At 54.3% G+C, this 17,258-nt stretch carries 12 protein-coding genes; 4 read left to right on the plus strand and 8 right to left on the minus strand.

The window, feature by feature from the left end; genetic code table 11:
• Positions 1-25 precede the first annotated feature (25 nt).
• Both G0Q06_RS07220 and G0Q06_RS07225 read left to right on the plus strand, forming a co-directional pair.
• Positions 26-1,129, plus strand: coding sequence for a class I SAM-dependent methyltransferase (locus G0Q06_RS07220; protein ID WP_163963949.1), 1,104 nt, complete (start codon positions 26-28; stop codon positions 1,127-1,129).
• Positions 1,126-4,758, plus strand: a complete 3,633-nt coding sequence (locus tag G0Q06_RS07225) for a glycosyltransferase (RefSeq protein WP_163963950.1) — start codon at positions 1,126-1,128, stop codon at positions 4,756-4,758. The genes G0Q06_RS07220 and G0Q06_RS07225 overlap by 4 nt, the downstream gene beginning before the upstream one ends.
• Before the next feature lie 16 nt (positions 4,759-4,774).
• Here the strand turns inward: G0Q06_RS07225 and G0Q06_RS07230 are convergent, their stop codons facing one another.
• From G0Q06_RS07230 to G0Q06_RS07250, 5 genes are read right to left on the minus strand one after another with little or no spacing between them, the layout of a single operon-like run.
• Complete coding sequence (locus G0Q06_RS07230; RefSeq protein ID WP_163963952.1) at positions 4,775-6,775, minus strand: HAD family hydrolase; 2,001 nt, start codon at positions 6,773-6,775, stop codon at positions 4,775-4,777.
• The gene (locus tag G0Q06_RS07235; protein ID WP_163963954.1) at positions 6,772-7,641 is read right to left on the minus strand and encodes a glycosyltransferase family 2 protein; all 870 of its coding nucleotides are present in this window, start codon (positions 7,639-7,641) and stop codon (positions 6,772-6,774) included. Before G0Q06_RS07235 ends, G0Q06_RS07230 begins: the two co-directional genes overlap by 4 nt.
• A gap of 50 nt (positions 7,642-7,691) precedes the next feature.
• Positions 7,692-8,531 carry a glycosyltransferase family 2 protein gene (locus tag G0Q06_RS07240; protein WP_338045115.1) on the minus strand — a complete coding sequence of 280 codons (840 nt, stop codon included), beginning with the start codon at positions 8,529-8,531 and terminating at the stop codon, positions 7,692-7,694.
• Between the two features lie 52 nt (positions 8,532-8,583).
• Positions 8,584-9,780, minus strand: a complete 1,197-nt coding sequence (locus tag G0Q06_RS07245; protein WP_163963958.1) for a hypothetical protein — start codon at positions 9,778-9,780, stop codon at positions 8,584-8,586.
• Entirely contained in the window at positions 9,777-10,877 is a 1,101-nt protein-coding gene (locus G0Q06_RS07250; protein ID WP_163963960.1) for a glycosyltransferase, read from the minus strand. The genes G0Q06_RS07245 and G0Q06_RS07250 overlap by 4 nt, the downstream gene beginning before the upstream one ends.
• 113 nt (positions 10,878-10,990) lie before the next feature.
• Here G0Q06_RS07250 and G0Q06_RS07255 point away from each other — a divergent pair, with 113 nt between their 5' ends.
• Positions 10,991-12,148 carry a glycosyltransferase gene (locus G0Q06_RS07255; protein ID WP_163963962.1) on the plus strand — a complete coding sequence of 386 codons (1,158 nt, stop codon included), beginning with the start codon at positions 10,991-10,993 and terminating at the stop codon, positions 12,146-12,148.
• 6 nt (positions 12,149-12,154) lie between these two features.
• On the opposite strand, the gene G0Q06_RS07260 is transcribed toward G0Q06_RS07255, so the two are convergent.
• Complete coding sequence (locus tag G0Q06_RS07260; protein ID WP_163963964.1) at positions 12,155-13,036, minus strand: hypothetical protein; 882 nt, start codon at positions 13,034-13,036, stop codon at positions 12,155-12,157.
• A gap of 65 nt (positions 13,037-13,101) precedes the next feature.
• Between G0Q06_RS07260 and G0Q06_RS07265 the strand changes: the two genes are divergently transcribed.
• Positions 13,102-14,184: a hypothetical protein gene (locus G0Q06_RS07265; RefSeq protein ID WP_163963966.1), complete on the plus strand. Its 1,083-nt coding sequence runs from the start codon at positions 13,102-13,104 to the stop codon at positions 14,182-14,184.
• Positions 14,185-14,286: 102 nt separating this feature from the next.
• Here G0Q06_RS07265 and gatB read toward each other — a convergent pair whose 3' ends face one another.
• Together gatB and gatA are read right to left on the minus strand one after the other, a co-directional pair.
• Positions 14,287-15,756, minus strand: a complete 1,470-nt coding sequence (gatB, locus tag G0Q06_RS07270; protein ID WP_163963968.1) for an Asp-tRNA(Asn)/Glu-tRNA(Gln) amidotransferase subunit GatB — start codon at positions 15,754-15,756, stop codon at positions 14,287-14,289.
• 6 nt (positions 15,757-15,762) lie between these two features.
• The gene (gene gatA, locus G0Q06_RS07275) at positions 15,763-17,247 is read right to left on the minus strand and encodes an Asp-tRNA(Asn)/Glu-tRNA(Gln) amidotransferase subunit GatA (RefSeq protein WP_163963970.1); all 1,485 of its coding nucleotides are present in this window, start codon (positions 17,245-17,247) and stop codon (positions 15,763-15,765) included.
• Positions 17,248-17,258 lie beyond the last annotated feature (11 nt).

Genomic DNA, 17,258 nt, shown 5'->3' on the forward strand with positions numbered 1-17,258 from the left:
ATCACCATTCACCTTTCGATAATTCATGGCACTTGAACGCGTTAACCCTTTTGAAGAGGAAGATCGATTTGCAGTGGACCACTTGTTGCGGTACCTCTGGGCAAGGCCATTGGTTGAGAAAAAGAGGACGGTTGATATTGCCTGTGGGTTGGGGTTTGGAACAGTCATGTTGGCTGAGAACAATGAAGCCGAGATCATTGGGGTGGATTCCGACGGGGACACGATTAACCGTTGCCTGGAGCTTTGGGACCATCCCAGCGTCAGCTTTAAACAAGGACTTATCGAGGAGGTTCCCGAGCTGGTTTCAGGTCAGGTGGACTGTCTTGTTTCATTTGAAACACTGGAGCACATTCCCGACCCAAAGGCCGGATTGGCGGCAATCAAGAGACTGCTGGGCGAGCAGGGTCTGTTCATTGGATCTGTTCCCGGCGAGACCGACCTGTACGAGGAAAACGAATTTCATCTCCACTCATACAATGAACAACGCTTGGGCACGCTTCTTCAAAATGAGTTTAAGAACAGCGTGATTCTCAAGCAGCGGTTCCACCTGGCTTCAATTGTTGATTCTGCCGGGTCGTCAATTCCTGACGTGGTCTCCTTCGAAACAATGGACGCGGCGAGAATTGATTTCGGAAAAACAACCGAAACAAGCGACTCCCTTGTTTTTCTGGCCTCTGATGCACCCCTTCCTGATGCCTTTGGCCACAAGATCGCACTATCCCGTCAGGCCTGGTTCAAGGACTTTGTCCGTGCCCAGACTTACGCCAGTGAATTAAAGTCCCTTTCCCACAAGTACACGGATCTTTTCAGCCGCCACAACAAGTTGTTTTTCGAGCACGGCGAACTGCAAAGAAAGTTTACGAATGTCCTCGGGTGGGGAAAATATCACTACGAGGTAGTCGCAGGTAAACAACCCGAACAGCATTACATGGAAACCATTGAGAAAGCCCAGTCTGCAAGGGAGGAAGCGCTTCGAGCCGAAGTGCAGGCCCTGCAAGCCGAGATCCGGGACTTGAAGGAGCAAAAGCAGGAGGAGTCGGTTCCCGAGGAAGAGACGCGCAAGGTGCAGGATGAGTTTTTCAGCGGTTACAAAAAATTAAACACACCATCCGTGGAAGATCCACAATGACACGCTCACAAGTTGCTATCATTACCCGTACCAAGGACCGGCCTGTTTTTCTGCAGCGGGCCATGCAGTCTGTGCTGAAACAGGATTTTACGGACTGGGTTCATGTGATCGTCAATGACGGGGGAGATCCAAAGCTCGTTGACCTGCTGGTCGAGGTCCACAAGGAGGCGTATGCCGGTCGCGTCAAGGTGGTGCACCATGCGGAAAGCAAGGGTATGCAAAACGCTTCCAACGCCGGGTTGGCAGCAGTCGAGAGCACCTATGCGGTGATCCACGATGACGATGACAGTTGGTATACCGACTTCCTGAGCAAGTCGGTTTCCTTCCTCGAAGCAAAGGGCCCCGAAAGCCCGGTGCAGGGGGTTGTTACCCAGACAACCCAGATCATGGAGGAAATCACACTTTCCGGGCAAATCGAGGAATTGAAGCGTCGCCCTTATTATCCCTTCGCCTTTGTCAACCTGGGAGAACTGCGTAAACGCAACATATTCGCCCCAATCGCTTTTCTGTATCGAAAAAAAGCGCATGAAAAAATTGGATTATTCCGGCAGGAATTTGATGTGCTGGGCGATCATGATTTCAATCTTCGTTTTCTCCGACACTTTGAAATTGGCGTAATACCAACTTTCCACGCCTATTACCACTGGCGTCATGGAAGCCATGGAAACACGGTCACCCGGGGCCGAGAGGGCCATCGCCAGATGCTCAACCGGATGAAAAACACCTACTACCGGGAAGCCCTCGAGAATCCCGATGTTGCGGTGGGCGATCTTGAGGGAGTGGATTTTCCGGAACCGGACGGGACGGACCCCATACCGTTCAAGCTGCGTACCGAAGAGTCCAAGCCGCCAAGGCCGATACCAGATTTCAGCAAGGACTTTAAATTCGAGATTCTCTCCCTTGACGTCTTTGACACGGTTCTCAAGCGGCGATGCCATCACCCGAAGGATGTTTTCAAATTCCTTGAGGCCCGGGCGGTCAGCGAGCTGGGCCTGCCGGAGAAACCCTATGCGCTTGCCCGGGAACAGGCAGAGGCCCTTGCCAGAAAGGAAGTTCGCCCGGAGATTTCGACTGAAGTCACGCTTGATGAGATTTACCCGTTTGTGGCAAAGCTTTGTGGGCTTAAAAAGAAGCAAACAAAAGATCTCATGGCCCTTGAGTTGGCTCTTGAGGCGGAGTATCTCTACGGGGATCCGCGCTGGATTGAATATTACAGGAAACTGAAGGAATCCGGCCAGCGGGTAATTTTCGTTTCTGACATGTATCTAAAAACGGATACAATGCGGAAAATCCTTGAGGGTTGTGGATTTCCCGACCCGGAGGTGTACGTATCCTGTGATCTGCAAGCCTCCAAGCACGAGGGAGCCCTTCAGGAAAAAGTTGTCGAAAAGCTGGGCGTGAAACCCGCATCGATTCTACATGTTGGAGATAATTTCCACAGCGATTACCTGAAGACCGTCCACGCTGGCTGGCAGGCTTTCCACTGGTCGCGGGAGTTTGGATATATTCCCTGGTATGCCGAAGTGGATCCCTACATTCACAATTCCCATGACCTTCTCAGTCCGCGCATCATGGGTGAGCTTGCACGGCTCGGGATGCTGGATGAGACAACCGGCGAGGACCTCATCACAAAACTGGGCCGAGAGGTGGCAGGACCTTTTTACCTGGCTTATCTCTTGTGGGTCATACAAGAAGCGAGAAAGGATGGCGTCCGCAAGCTACTCCTCATTGGCCGGGATGGATATTACTGGGAGAAGACGCTGCAGATCCTTGCCAAAAAGGAAAACCTGGAGATTGAGTTCACATATCTTCACGCCTCTCGGAAGGTCTTCAACTTTGCCTCCTTCTTCACCCTGGACGATACAGCGATTGAGTTTCTTTCAACTCCCAATCCTGCCCTTCGGGTAAAGGATTTTATTGACCGTACAGGTCTGGACTCATCGGCATTCACGGAATTCATCAAGATGGCCGGATTTGATGATCCGGAGGAGGTGCTGACAAACGAGATGGGGGGGCGCTTTCTTGAGGATAACTATCAGGCCCAGTTGGAAAAACTATTCCGGCTCTTGAGGCCGGAGCTCGAATTGATGTTTGCGGAGGACCGCGCGGGCACACTCAATGTGCTCAAGGAAGCCGGTTACAATCATGAAGACTGCGCCTTTGTCGACATTGGTTGGAACGGATCCTGTATTCGGCCTATTGGTCGATTACTCGGTCTCGACAAACCGGAGCAGGTGAAGGCCTATTTCTTTGGAACATGGAGGGAGGTTTTAAAGGGGTCCGACCACCTTAAAATAAAATCCTTTTTCATGCATCTCAGCGAGCCGCTGGATCATTTCCGGTTAATTCGAGAATCCGTCAACCTTCTGGAGTCCTTGAATGCGGCCCCGTTCCCCACTTTGATGGCCTTCCATACGGAGGGAGACGAGGTTGTTCCGCACTTTTCGAAATACCTCAAGAGCGGGTTTTCCATCGATCAGCAGGAACGCCTTTGGAAGGGTGCAAAGGTGTTTCTTGATACTGTTCTGGAGAATGGTTTGCCTGAAACAGGGGAATCCGGCGGGCATTGCTACCTGTTTCTGGTCTTGAACCGGCTCCTCCGGGAGCCCAGCCAGCAAGAAGTCAAAACCTGGGGGGCCATTCTTCACTCGGATGGCTTTGGGATTGAGATATACAAGCCCCTGGTTGAAGCAGTTACACCTGACCTGACGGGTGATGCGTTGATGGCGGCCTACCGTGGATCGAATTGGAAACGGGGTTTTCTGTCATCCCTTTCTGACACGCAGCGCCAGTTCGTGATTGAGAGGATTGAAGATGATTCCCCAAAAAGTTTTGAGAAACTAAGGGCAGATCTCGAGTACAAGATTCGTCAAGCAGACGAGCTCTGGGGCGAAAAAGAACGCTACAAGTGGCAGGTAGACAACTTGACCCAAACGCTTTCCAAGTTGGAAAAGACCTCCAACAAACTTCAATCGGACCTGGATTACAAAACACAGCAGGCAGATAAGTTCTGGAAAGAAAAGGAGGAATACAAGTGGCGGGCTGAACATTCCGGTGAGATCATTTCCCGGCTGGAAAAGACCGCAGAAAAGTTGCAGGGAGATCTGGACTGGAAAACCAAGCAGTCTGATGAATTCTGGGCGGAGAATGAGCGCCACAAAATTGAAGCGCAATCGTTGAAGGAACAGTTGCAGATGATCGCCCAGGATCAAGAGGTAAGGCTCTCTTACATAGCTACCCTGGAAAGCCAGATCACTGAACTAAAGGAACAGATTATTTCTGCGGGGACCCGGGAAAAGGAGTTCTACACGGCGCTTTCTGAAACACGCGCCCGCCTTTCGGACGTGGAGACGGAGCATGGCCGTCAATCATCCTACATATCCACCTTGGAAAAATCCGTTGAATCCTTTGAGCGACAGGTCGCTGAATTGAATGAACAGATTGCTTCTGCGGGAATTCGGGAAGACGAGCTCAATGCGGTGCTTTCGGAAACGCAAACCCATCTGTCGGAATTGGAAAGCGCGCATGCCGACCTTGTCGCCGAGCGGGATCGTCTCAAGGCATTGTTGTTGAATCGCGGGAAACTACTAAAAGTATTCTTTAGCGGGAAAATCCCGGAGAAGGATTGAAGCAGTCCGGGTAAAATTAACCGTGCGGTTTGCTGAAGCGGGCAGCGGGGTAGAGTAATTTAAAGAGCATCCGTTCAGGACGGCTTAATTGGGTATAATAACCTTTCCGCCAGTGGGATTGCTTGAATTCCTGTTTCCACAATTTCTTGGAGATTCCCAGACCTTTGAACCCTGATGGTCCAGCCATGCAACTGTGCCGAAAATATGAACCATAGCCATCGGCATATTTAACCGCACCAAGCCGGGTAGCTTCTTCTGCAGAGGGCTCGACGAGAAGGCGTTGAAGCAAACGCATTACATCCTTCGGCGGGACTCCCTTACCCGGTCCGTTGCTGGCGCGCATGATCTCTTGTACATATTCGATAACGGCACCATGAATTTCGGCTAGTGCCGGGAGGTCATCCTGATTATCATGATCCTTTGCCAGCACCGGACTAAAGCCCGTGTCGGTATCACCCTCCATGAAAAGAAAAGTGTGTTCGGGCGCGGCAAAGAAAAACTCGACCAGGCAGACGCAGTGGCGAATGATATCCATCGTGTCCTCCGGGAAACCGTACTCCATGAGATAGTGCACATGCTTTGACAGTGGACCGGACCGTTCAATCGCTTGTGGATAAGTCCCAAGATAATACCCCTCGATGGGCAGGTCTGGCGCTTCGGGTCGCAGGAGCTTTTCAAAGGAGCGCTGAATGGATGTCATCCAACCGACATCAACAAGAACAAAGGACTGGTCATCGAGGACCCCCTTATGTCTCAGGTAGGAAAGGTAAATGGAACGTTCCTTTGCCGCTGCCTCAAGGAGCGCAGGGGAAATATGGTGGTATAGTTTGCGCAGGTTCTCGTATTCGTGACCACCAACAACCGGGTGATCAATGTTGTCGAAGCCACACTCACGGATCGATTCAAGATGTGCCTGCGGGTCGATGTTGATGCGTCTTAAAAAGTCCCCGATAGTAAGGCCGATCCCCTCGGCAAGCCAGTCCTCAGTGACCTTGTCCAGTTCGTGAATTGAGGCAAAATTCAAAGCCCGTCTGGAGGCAAAAAGATAATCTGCTTCAGGGCAGTCACTCAAATTTGTCGTGAGAATCTCATACACCTGCTTCAGGATGTGGCCGTCACGCGAGAGGAAATAAACCTTTTTGATCCCGCGGCCACGCAGCTTTTCAATCAGGAATTGCACGTATCCATAAATCAGCGGGGCGGCAAATTGGTATCCAATGCGATACCAGAAAGGATCCTCGTGCAGATCTTCCCGGAGACATCCCCGTGCCGAAAGTCCAAGAAGGAGGCTCTCCTGGGGGCTGCGGGAGGATTTAAGAAGAAGCGGTTCCCAGGGGTTTCCGGAAAAGCGGTCGATTGAATCAATGGCCTTGCCGATTTGAAGTGTACGGATGCCCAGCTTGGCCGCCTGCTTTCCATCGCTGCGTGGGTTGTCCCCCACGTGAAGGAGTTTTTCGGGTGAGATCTGGAGATCATCGAGCACATGCTGAAAAAGCTTTCCGGTATGTTTCAGCTTTCCAATCGTCGAGCTGAGATAGAAGGCGTCATAATCTTCAAACCCGTTTTCCCGGAGGCAATCCTCACAAAAGGTCTGGGGGAGATACATGTCGGAAATTAAAATCACCCGTTTGCCGGCCTCGCGCGCGGACCGAATCATGGCCTTGGCGTTTTCCAGCGGATAGAGCAGGCGTTTCTCGACCGCCATTTCGTGCTCAATCAATTCAGCCGCATCCAGGGGCCATGCCGGATAGTCTTCCTTCAAAAGCGTATAGATGTCATCCAGCAGGATTTCCTCAGACTGCCGTTCGTCCCATGCCCGGCGTCGGGCCCTCGAATCCGCGTCGCGGCGAATTTGAGCAAAGTGATTGAAGGCCTCTCCAAAGCGCTCAACCAGTTCAGTCTCAAGAATTGTGAAAGTATCGTCAGGGAGCGCGCAGCGACGTCCCAATACCGTATCAAAGATATCGAGGGAAAGCACCTCAACATCCGCCAAATGGCCTTCAAACTCCGGGCTCATTTTTTCTTAAAGAGACTGAACCGGCGTTTTTTAAACTCGTTCTTCACGTCCCAGGCAAGGTCCCAAAGCATAAGTGCCTCGTTGGCGATGACCCCGGTCCCGGTGCGCCCGCTCTTGATATCCTCGCGCAGCCACTCGTTGCGGAGGAGGTTGTCATAGAAAGCGTGCAGGTGTGCTTTCGCCTGAACCGAGCTGGCGTAGTCACCGTTGCCGCTGTGATCGCGATCGTGGTAATAGGCGAGCTGTTCGGGAATCAGGCCAATTTCATACCGGGACAGAAAGCGCACATTAAAATCCCAATCTCCGAGAACGGGAAGGTCTTCCCTGAACGCACCTGCTTCATGGCAGGCCTCGCGGTCAAATAGGAAAGCGATCGGGGCGAAGACATTTTCAGCGAGCATCCGGCGCAAGCTGATATGCTGCAACCAGTCATTGTAGGGAAAAGTCCGGAGCTGGCGGACGGAATCCCCTTCGATGGCCTCAATGACCCGCTCGGTGTGTGTTATCACGCCCTTGACGGAGGGGTGGGGCGGGGAATCCAGATAGGCGGAGGTCCTCGCAAAAAATTCCGGGTGAAGGGAATCGTCATCGTCGTGGATAAGCGCGTATTTGCTGTCGAGGGCATTCAGGCCGGCGTTGGAGGCGGCTTCCATCCCTACGGATTCGGGATGATGCAGGCACTGGACCTTGCTTTTTTTCTCGGCGGGAAGGGCTTCAATGAGACGATTTACCGGTTCCGGGTCGCCACCGTCATTGACAATCACGAGGCTCCAGTCTCCGAGGGTTTGTTCACAGACGCTACGGATTGCCCGTTCAAGCAGAACCGGTCGGTTCTTGGTCCGCATGATTGCACCAATTTTAGACATCCGGAAACGGTCAGCCTCAAATGCCCCTTTTTCAAGGTTAAATATAGGGGCTAAGCTTTTTTAAACAGGCGAAGGGAGCGTTTTTTGAACTTCTGCGTGAGATTCCTCAGCATGCGGGCCTCGTTGGCGATGACTCCGGGACCCGTTCGCCCGTTCTGAATGTCTGAACGCAGCCAACGGTTTCTCAGAAGGTTGTCAAAAAACAGCCTGCGCTGCGCGTGCTCATGGGCATCGGACGGTTCTCCACGTTGGTGCATAAAGGCGAGCACCTCCGGGAGGACGGCTATTTCATAGAGGGTGAGGAAGCGCACATAGAATTCCCAGTCGTACAGGACAGGAAGGGATTCATCAAAGCCGCCCGCCTTCTCGCAGGCCTCGCGATCATAAAGAAAGGCGATCGAGGCGATAACATTCTCGGCAAGCAGTCGCCGCATGCTGATGTGTTGCAGCCAGTCATTGAAGGGGGCACGGCTTGTTGTCTCTATGGAGGCTTCCTCGACGCGCTCAAAAACCTGTTCGGTACCGGTCACGACACCCTTGACCGAGGGATGAGCCGGAGCCTTCAGATATCCGGTTGTCCGCTCAAGAAATTCCGGGTGAAGCGAATTTCCATCATCGTGGACGAGGACAAAGCGGCTCTCGAGCAGCATCCGTCCAGCATTTAGCGCCGCTCCCTCCGTGACGGCCTCTTGCAGATGGATGTGCCGGACTTTGCTTCGGTTTTCCGGGCTCAGGGATTCCAGTACTTGATCCACGGTGTCGGGGCTGTTGTTTTCCCTCACAATGACCAGTTCCCAATCCTTGAATGACTGGTCGCATACGCTCTGGATAGCGCGCTCCAGAAGCATGGGGCGGCTTTGAGTCCGCATGATGATGCCTACTTCTGCCACATCGTGAGATTCAGTCCGCCAACATTGTTTTTCAAGGAGAATGTCGGGCTCCTCATGATCGATCGGGAGGCATGCCAATAATCAGTGGGGCAAGGGCGAGCCGCTGCCATGGCTTCAGGCGCTTTAAAAACCCTGCTCTCCAGTAAGCCCGACGGTATTGGTTGCGCAAGTTCCAGACAGATGTGGATGATCCTTCCGGACGGGCCAGTGGATGGAGATCAAGCGCCTGCCCGAAGCCGCCAAAGTGGTTCACATTCCCAACGATCTGGGCTTCCTTGGCGTTGGGCTTCCTCAAAAGGCGCGTCAATTCAGCAAAGCCCTCCTCCAGCGGCATTGCTGGATCAGCCTCCCAGCATTCCCGCTTTTTCTGGATGTGTGCCAAAGCGGCCCTTTGCATCAAGATCAGGGAAGGTTGGATATCGGCATGTTCATCAACGGGAACATATTCTGGCTTGAAGGAATTGCCCTCTCTCCGGATGCGCTTAATGGACGGATGCGGTGCCGCAAAGAGCGTTTCCACAAGCAGCTGGCAGTGCCTGATGGCGCGGCATGGCTTTTCCGGGGAGGAGTGATTGAAATAGAGGCCCGAGGTGCGCTTGGAATCCTGCACACCGACTGGGGCAATGGTTCCCATATAATAACCGTGCAGCTCCGTCTGGCTTCCGGAATTATTCAATAATTCCTGCAGTGCTGCCTGCAGATTACCTTGCCAGCCCAGATCGACGAGGGCCACCGGTTCTTTTGTGGCAGTGATCAGTCCCACCGACTCCAGATAAGCGAGCAGGCACTCACGTTCCTCCTTGGCCTGCTTGAGGATTCTTCCCGAAACAGAATCCAGATAGTCCATGAAGGCCTCACGGTCTTGCCGGGAACGCAGGGGAGCATTCCAGGCTACGCCTGTGTCCGCGCCCGGCTCCGGAAAATCGAGACCCAGTTGGTGCAAGCATTGGGCCGGTGTGAGGTTCTTCCTTGAGAGAATCAGGGCTTTCTCGGAATCGCCGAGCCGCTCCATCCGGGCAATGCGCAGACATCGGCGTGAGGCCCAGAGATAGAGCGGTGCAGGTGACCCTTCCTTGCCGTAAAGAAGTTCCCAAGTGTCCTTTAAAATCAGGCCGTCACGGGCCAGAAAGAGGATCTTCCGCATATTGCGGCCGCTGATCTGCTCATGAATCCAGTGACACATACTGAAATACAAAGGTGCGCAGACCCGCTCACCGATATGGGTCCAGAATTGTGTATTCCCACTCATTCGAGCAGCCCCCGCACATTGGCTTTCCACGAGCAATCAGCCACCAATGCCTTTCCGGCCGCTCCCATTCGCTGGCGCATCTCCGGATCCTGAATCAGCAGGATGAGCGCTTCTTGAAGCGCTTTGGCATCACCGGGCGGCACCAGAATGGCATTTTCCCCATCCCTGACAGCTTCCCGGACCCCGCCGACATCAGCGGCAATAACTGGCAGGCCCGCCGCGGCTGCTTCCAGATAAACAATCCCAAAACTCTCGATGCTCGCGGGGTCGGGCTGGCTGGCCATGACAAAGATGTCCGCGTTGGAAAAGGCCCGTTGGAGATCTTCTCCCTGCAGGGCTCCGGAAAGCTCGACCGGGTATGGGCAGGCACTTGTTGCCGCCTCGAGATGCTTTTGCCAAAGGCTTCTCCGGGCATCCCCGACAACCTGATAATGGAGGTTATGGTTTTTTAACTGAATGGATGACAACGCCTTAACTACTTCAACTTGTCCTTTTCGGGGATGGATTCGGGCCACTGTGAGAATACGGATTTCGTCGCCGGATCGCTTTTCAGGTATTGCAAAGGCCTTCTTCCACTCCTCAGAAACGGCTGGCGGAATAATATGGACCCGCTCTTTCAAATCCGGGAATGCCTCCAAAAGCAGGGTGCGCGTGAAGGCGCTGTTAACGATTAGGCGATCGACCGAGGGAAACAGCTTCAAAAGGCGCTTTCTCCAGAAGTTGTTCCGCGTGAATTGCGACAATTCAGATCCGTGAAAGGTGATCCAGAGCGGAGTTCTTGATAAATCGAAGAACCGCTGGAAAAGGAGAAGGGAGCGAACGGGAGCGGGCTCAGTCAGGAGCAAGACCGCTCCGGGAGACTCCCGGCAGTGCCGTTTGACGACCCTTTGCAGTCGCCACAAGTCGTCCGGGTCCTGCGACCCGCGGCTTTTAAAGCGATCCCAGGCAAAGGGCATCCGGGGAACGGGGCCTGGAAAATCCGGGCAGGAAACAACAATTTTCTGTCCATGCGCCGCCAAGGCCTTGGCTAATTCAAGGCTGTAAGTGGCAATGCCACCTGTTCGCGGGAAGAACTCGTTCGTCAGGATGCGGATCACAGCGTGAAAAGGCTTAAGCCCGGGACTTGATTGGGCGAGTCAAAAGCAAGTCTGCGCCCAATGGCAACCGGGTCTTGAAAAGGTCGCCCGGGAATGATGCGATACGCGGAGGGATGAAAGAACATTACCTGCATCACACCAATTACCTCTACACCCCCGGCGGGATGCAGCGTATGATTCAATTGCATCTGGAAGGGGGGAAGGATCGGGCAATCTCCTTTCGCGATGCAGCCCCTCACCAGCCGGAATCCTCTTCCGATGCCCTTTGTGCTGAGCTGTCCACTTCCGTTCGCCGAATTCGTGAGCGCTACCGAAATGCTGTCGACTCGTTGAAACCGGCTGTTTCCGTCTACCACAATTGCTGGGGAGTGGAGCTTGTCCATGATTTGGATCCGGCTCCCTGCCGGGTCGGGTTTCTCCACTCGGATTTCCCGGGATTTCCCGGAATGCTCCAGCATTTTGCCGCCTACTTCGACGCCTTTGTAAACATCAATCCGGGCCTGCATCAAAAGAGCATGGAGTTGCTTCCCGACTGGCCCAAGGAACGCTTTATGCTCCTCGACAGTCCCGTAGAGCTTCCTGCTGTTGTTCCCGAGGCGGGGGAAGGCCCGTCCGTCATTGGAATTATCGGGCGGATCAAGCGTGAACAAAAGCGGCTCGACCGGCTTCCGGCTTTTCTCACGGCATGTGACCAGTTATTGGACAAGTATGAAGTGCATGTTCTGGGCAGTGGTGACTTCGAGGATGAGCTGCGCCGGCGCTTGAAAGGAAGAACGAATGTCCGTTTCCTCGGCTGGCTTGAGGGGCGGGCTTATTGGGAGGCCATTCGCAGGTGGCGCTACCTGCTTTTCATGAGCGATTATGAAGGCACGCCGCTTTCCCTTATTGAAGGAGCCCATGCTGGTCTCTGTGCGGTGTATCCGGACTTTCATCCGGGAGCTCCCTTGCCGGCCGGATTGACGACTGAAAATCTATATCCGCCGGGCAATGTGACCGCTGCGGCACATCTCATTGCCCGGTTGGAAAAAGCGGGTTCCGCGATGCCTTCGCCTCTAAAAACCAAAGAGCTGGCAGGAATCCACGACCCGCAATATTATCTCTCCCGTTTCCACGAGCTTCTAAACCCGGATCAACTGGCAGCCTTGCCCGCCTTGCCCGACGCGAGGATCCGTGCAGGGAAGTCCTTCCCGGGGTGGGCACCGCTGAGTCTCTACCACATGCGTACAAAGCGACTCCGTTTTGGCTGGAGGGGAATCATCCGGCACAGCTAGTTCCGGTCACGCCTTGAACTGCTGTAAGACAAAGTCGTCCGCCTTGATCTGGAAGGATTGAGTTGATTCCTTGAGCCGCTGGTACTTCCCAAGGGTGTGCGGATCCGTGCAGCTTTCCTCCGGAAAATGGATCTCCTTGCCCATTGCTGCGCACTCAATGAGCAGACGCGGGTTTTCGTCGTAACCATCAATTGCCGGCAGATAGAGGTATCGACTGAATCGGGCGAAGAAGTCCTCCACGGGCGGGGTCAGGACCGTGAATCCGGCATTCCGGTAATATGCTGCCTGACGTTTACCACACAGGACTAGAAGTTTGTCATGAGGAATGTCCTTTGCCGCCTTGTGAATCTCCTCCGCGGAGTGCTGCTTATGGGAGGATTGGCAATTGATGAGCAGGTTGTTTTCCGTTGTCGCCGGTTGTTTCAGGCAATCGAGCAGGAGCTTTTTCTCGTAGGGAACAACATTCCTCAGCCGATAGTCGTGTTGCTTGGGATTCAGCAGGTAAGTCACCTTTCCCCGTTCCACGGGAAAGCCGAACGGCCATCGGGCATCCCTTCGCATCCACATGCTCGGAAGGACAAAGGTCTCCCGAGCCCGCAACCACCAGAAGATCCGCCGGTAGGTGTTGTAAGGTAACAGGACGCGATCAAATTTTTGGGCCACAACCTGCCAGCGCAGGGGAAGGAAAATTGCATCCTCAAGCGGATCAAACTCCAGCGCATAGCGGTCCCGGATCAGTTTTTCCGGCAGGCCCTGGTTCCAGCCCATATAAACCAGTTGCACAGGGACGCCCGATCGCTTGAGGGCAATCAAGTATTCCAGGCTGTCGATCAGCGACCCGGTCACCTTTCCCCAGGGGGAGAGGTAAATAACGGCAGCCTTGTTCATAGGGACAGGTAAATAAGCGCTCATTCTCTTTGCAAAGCGGAATTACATTTTGAAGACTTTCTTCTGTGATTCCGGCCAGGCACATATTTCACGCACCCCGCACCGGTTGGGACCGGATTCATGCCTGGCAGGAGGCAACAAAGGAGCCCGTCTTTGTCTGGGGAATCGCTTCAGGGGCGGAGGAGAGCCGTCTTTTCGGGTCCGTCAAGAAGACCTTCGCGGAATGGATCGAGGCAACGGGCGGCGATTCTGCCATGTCCATCTACCACGACGGGTTCGGATCGGATGCGTTCGGCCCGCTCGACCCCACATCCCACAAACTGCTTTTCCTGCACCATTGGTTCCCCCGCTGGGAGCGCCATTTTGAATGGCATTTGCGCTGTACGGGAAAGGTTCTTGTCGGTGATTCCTGGATGCCTCCCATCTTGAGGGAGAAATTCGGCTGGATTCCTGAACGGTTTATTGGTGTGGCCCCCCAACCCCAGTTGTATTCCAAGGAGGAATTGGTGCCTCGCCCGGAAGCTGCCAAGCCACGAACCGGGATTTGGCTTCACGGGAAATCGTGGCGACCTTATGGCAATCGCCTCCGCGCCATCGTTGACCGCTGGCCCGAGGCCGCTGGTGAAGTGGAGATTATCACGGAGGGAGGCGGTCCGCCTCGCTGGGCGAGGAAGCCCTTCATCATCTGGAATTCAGGAATGCCATTTGAATTCGCCCTGCACCGGATTTTCACATGGGACAGCACGTTGCTCCTGAATGATTTCTCACTCGATTCCCCATGGCTTCTTCAGGCCCTTTCGATCAGGTGTTTTCCTTTGGTACCGGATGGAGAAAGTCCTGCCCAAATGGGGCCGTGGCTCGACGATTCAGCCCCAAAGCCCTATGAATGGGGAGACACCGCAGACGCTGTCCGGCTTCTTCAACAATGGCGCTCGGCGAGGGAATCCCTTCTTCCGGAATTTGGAAAATGGGCCGATTCTGTTCTCGAGACCCATCCGCCAAGTGAAGCTTTCATGGACTCATGGAACACCTGCAAGGCGCAATTTGTTGACCAGCGCGTCCCAAAACTTCGACAGCGCAGGCCCATCGCAAGCCTTTATCCAGTCGGTTGGTACGAGCGCATTCAACGCCTCCGGGCCGGGTTTTAGCCTTATTCAAGTTTTCTTGCTGATTGAAATAGAGGGCTCCTTTCACCGGTTCCGGCCCTGACTCCCGCCAGATTCCTGAAACTCATAAAAAAGTCCTGAGGGTCACCCCTCAGCGATTATCTTGAGGAGCATGTCGCGCACGGCCTGCGGATTGGCCTTGCCCTTGGAGGCCTTCATGATCGGCCCCATGAAGCTGTTGACAGCCTTTTCGTTGCCATCGCGTACTTGCTGGGCCGCTACAGCATTGCCGGCCACGGCATCGCGGCACCACTGCTCAAGTTCGCTTGAGTCGGTAGGTTCAGCCTTGATGCCTTTTTCCTCAATGATGGACTCGGCGGATTTGCCGGAAGAAAACATTTCAATCAGGACATCGCGGGCAAGGTGCTTGGTCAGTTTGCCTTCGTCGATCAAACGAACCAGGCCCGCAAGCTCACCGGGAACCAGCTTGACCTGTTCCATGGGAAGCATGCCGTCGCCTTCCGCCTGGGCGCGTTCGCGTTGGAGTTCATTCGCGATATAATTGGCGAGGGCCTTCGGGTTTTTGTTGTAGGTTGCCATGGCCTCCTCGAAAAACCCCGTTAGCTCGTGATCGTAGCAGATGACCGAAGTGACCGTGTAGGGCAATGAATACGCCTCCATATAACGGCGTTGACGGACAAAGACCCCTTCCGGAAGACTGGCTTTCAATTCTTCCACCCGCGACCTTGGAAACCTGACTGGAAGCAGATCCGGGTCGGGAAAGTAGCGGTAGTCGTGCGCTTCCTCCTTTGATCTCATGGAAGTTGTGCGACTCGCATCGGCATCCCAGCGGCGCGTTTCCTGCGGGACTTCCTTTCCTTTGTCGTAGGCCCGCGACTGGCGCTTGATCTCGTAATTGATAGCGTTCTTGACCCCTGTGATGCTATTGAGGTTTTTCATTTCCGCCCGGTTATTGAGGGCCGATTGGCCTTTCGGTCGGACACTGACATTGGCATCGCAGCGCATCTGGCCCTTTTCCATGTCACAATCGGAAACGCCTGCCGCCATCAGGTGCATGCGGATTGATTGGAGCAAGGCAACCGCCTCATCCGCACTTCTCAAATCCGGTTGAGTGACAATTTCAAGGAGAGGTGTACCGGCCCGGTTGTAATCAACCAGCGACTCCTTTTCAAAGTGGGTCAGTTTGCCGACATCTTCCTCAAGATGGGCATGATCCAAATGAATAATCTTGTGCTCGCCCATCTGGTTGCGAGACGGCCCGGACAATTCAATTTCCACCTCACCGCCCATGCAGACAGGCGCATCCATCTGGGTCAGTTGGTAATTCTTTGGACTGTCCGGATAAAAATAGTTTTTCCGGTCCCACTGGAAGACTTCAGGAATCTCACAATTGAAGATCAATCCCATGCGAATGGCTTGTTCAATCGCTCCCTTGTTCAGGACGGGCAGGGCACCGGGCAGGCCCATGACGATGGCATTCGTCAATGAATTCGGTGGCTGGGCAAAACCAGTTGGAGCATCCGTGAACATCTTCGACGCGGTCTTCAACTGCACGTGGACTTCCAGTCCGATAACGGCTTCGTATTCTGGCATGGTCGATTACTTTCCGTTGTTGGTAACCAGCGCGGGCCGGTGCTTGAATGGTTGCGCTATTTCGTAAGCCTTTCCGGTTTGCAGAAGGTTTCCTTCCGCAAAGGGCTGCCCGATCAACTGAAAGCCAATCGGCAAACCACTTTCTGATAATCCGCAGGGCATCGACAATCCCGGAAGGCCGGCGAGATTAACCGAGATCGTAAAGATGTCAGCGAGATACATGGAAATCGGGTCATCAACCTTCTCTCCAATTTGGAAAGCGGGGCTCGGGGTCGTGGGGGTAAGGATCGCATCGACTTCGCCGAAGGCTTTCAGGAAATCGTTGCGGATGAGGGTGCGAACTTGCTGGGCGCGCTTGTAGTACGCGTCGTAGTACCCGCTACTCAGGACGTAGCTGCCCAGGATGATGCGTCGCTTGACCTCCTGTCCGAAGCCTTCGCCACGGGATTGGTAATACAGGTCGATTCCGTCCACGGCTTTTGGCGAGCGATGGGTGTAGCGGATGCCGTCATAGCGAGCCAGATTGGAGGATGCCTCCGCCGTCGCGATAATATAATAAGTCGGGACAGCCAGCCCGGTGTGCGGAAGGGAGATTTTCTTAATTTTGTATCCGACAGTTCGATACACCTCGATCACTTCCTCGACGGCCGACCGGACCTCCGGCTGGATTCCTTCACCAAAATACTCCTCCGGGATTCCCAGCTTGCGCGGCTCATCCGGCATGTGCAACTGGACGCTGGCCGCTTCCAGTTTTTCCGGCCACGAAGTTGAGTCGAGCGGATCCGGTCCGCTGATTACATCGAGAAGTGTTGCCACATCGTCGATACTGCGCCCCATCGGGCCAATCTGGTCGAGACTCGAGGCAAAGGCCGCCAAGCCAAACCGGGAAACGCGCCCGTAGGTGGGCTTCAACCCGACAACCCCACAGAATGCCGCTGGTTGGCGGATTGATCCACCGGTGTCGGAGCCGAGGCTCCACGGACATTCACGCGCTGCCACGGCAGCCGCGCTTCCGCCGGAGCTTCCGCCGGGGGCATGCTCGGTATTCCACGGGTTGCGGGTCTTCTTGACGGCCGAATTCTCGGTCGACGATCCCATGGCAAATTCATCCATGTTGAGGCGCCCGAAAGGGATCAGTCCCGCTGAAAGCAATTTGTTGCCAACGGTCCCCGTGTAGGGGGAATTGAATTTCTCAAGAATGCGGCTGGCGCAGGTCAGGGGCTCTCCCTCGATGGCCATCACATCCTTTATGCCGACCGGTATACCATCGATCGGGCTCAATTTTTTGCCTTTTTCACGCCGTGCGTCGCTGGCCGCCGCCGCTTCGAGGACCTTCTCCCGGTCGAGGGTCAGGAAAGCGCCCACTTCCGGATCGATGGCCTCCACCTGGTCTGCCAAAGCCGTGCAAATCTCGACCGAGCTGACCTTGCCCTTGTGCAGGGCTTTTCCCAACTCAATCGCGGATGCTTCCAATATTCCTTCAGTATCCATGGTAAACCGGG

Source organism: Oceanipulchritudo coccoides (assembly GCF_010500615.1).
GTDB lineage: Bacteria > Verrucomicrobiota > Verrucomicrobiia > Opitutales > Oceanipulchritudinaceae > Oceanipulchritudo > Oceanipulchritudo coccoides.

What these genes read in the sequence shown, in the direction of transcription:
- G0Q06_RS07220 (WP_163963949.1), top strand. Translation starts at nt 26, where the DNA reads ATGGCACTTGAACGCGTTAACCCTTTTGAAGAGGAAGATCGATTTGCA.
- G0Q06_RS07225 (WP_163963950.1), top strand. Translation starts at nt 1,126, where the DNA reads ATGACACGCTCACAAGTTGCTATCATTACCCGTACCAAGGACCGGCCT.
- G0Q06_RS07230 (WP_163963952.1), bottom strand. Translation starts at nt 6,775, where the DNA reads ATGAGCCCGGAGTTTGAAGGCCATTTGGCGGATGTTGAGGTGCTTTCC.
- G0Q06_RS07235 (WP_163963954.1), bottom strand. Translation starts at nt 7,641, where the DNA reads ATGTCTAAAATTGGTGCAATCATGCGGACCAAGAACCGACCGGTTCTG.
- G0Q06_RS07245 (WP_163963958.1), bottom strand. Translation starts at nt 9,780, where the DNA reads ATGAGTGGGAATACACAATTCTGGACCCATATCGGTGAGCGGGTCTGC.
- G0Q06_RS07255 (WP_163963962.1), top strand. Translation starts at nt 10,991, where the DNA reads ATGAAAGAACATTACCTGCATCACACCAATTACCTCTACACCCCCGGC.
- G0Q06_RS07260 (WP_163963964.1), bottom strand. Translation starts at nt 13,036, where the DNA reads ATGAACAAGGCTGCCGTTATTTACCTCTCCCCCTGGGGAAAGGTGACC.
- gatB (WP_163963968.1), bottom strand. Translation starts at nt 15,756, where the DNA reads ATGCCAGAATACGAAGCCGTTATCGGACTGGAAGTCCACGTGCAGTTG.
- gatA (WP_163963970.1), bottom strand. Translation starts at nt 17,247, where the DNA reads ATGGATACTGAAGGAATATTGGAAGCATCCGCGATTGAGTTGGGAAAA.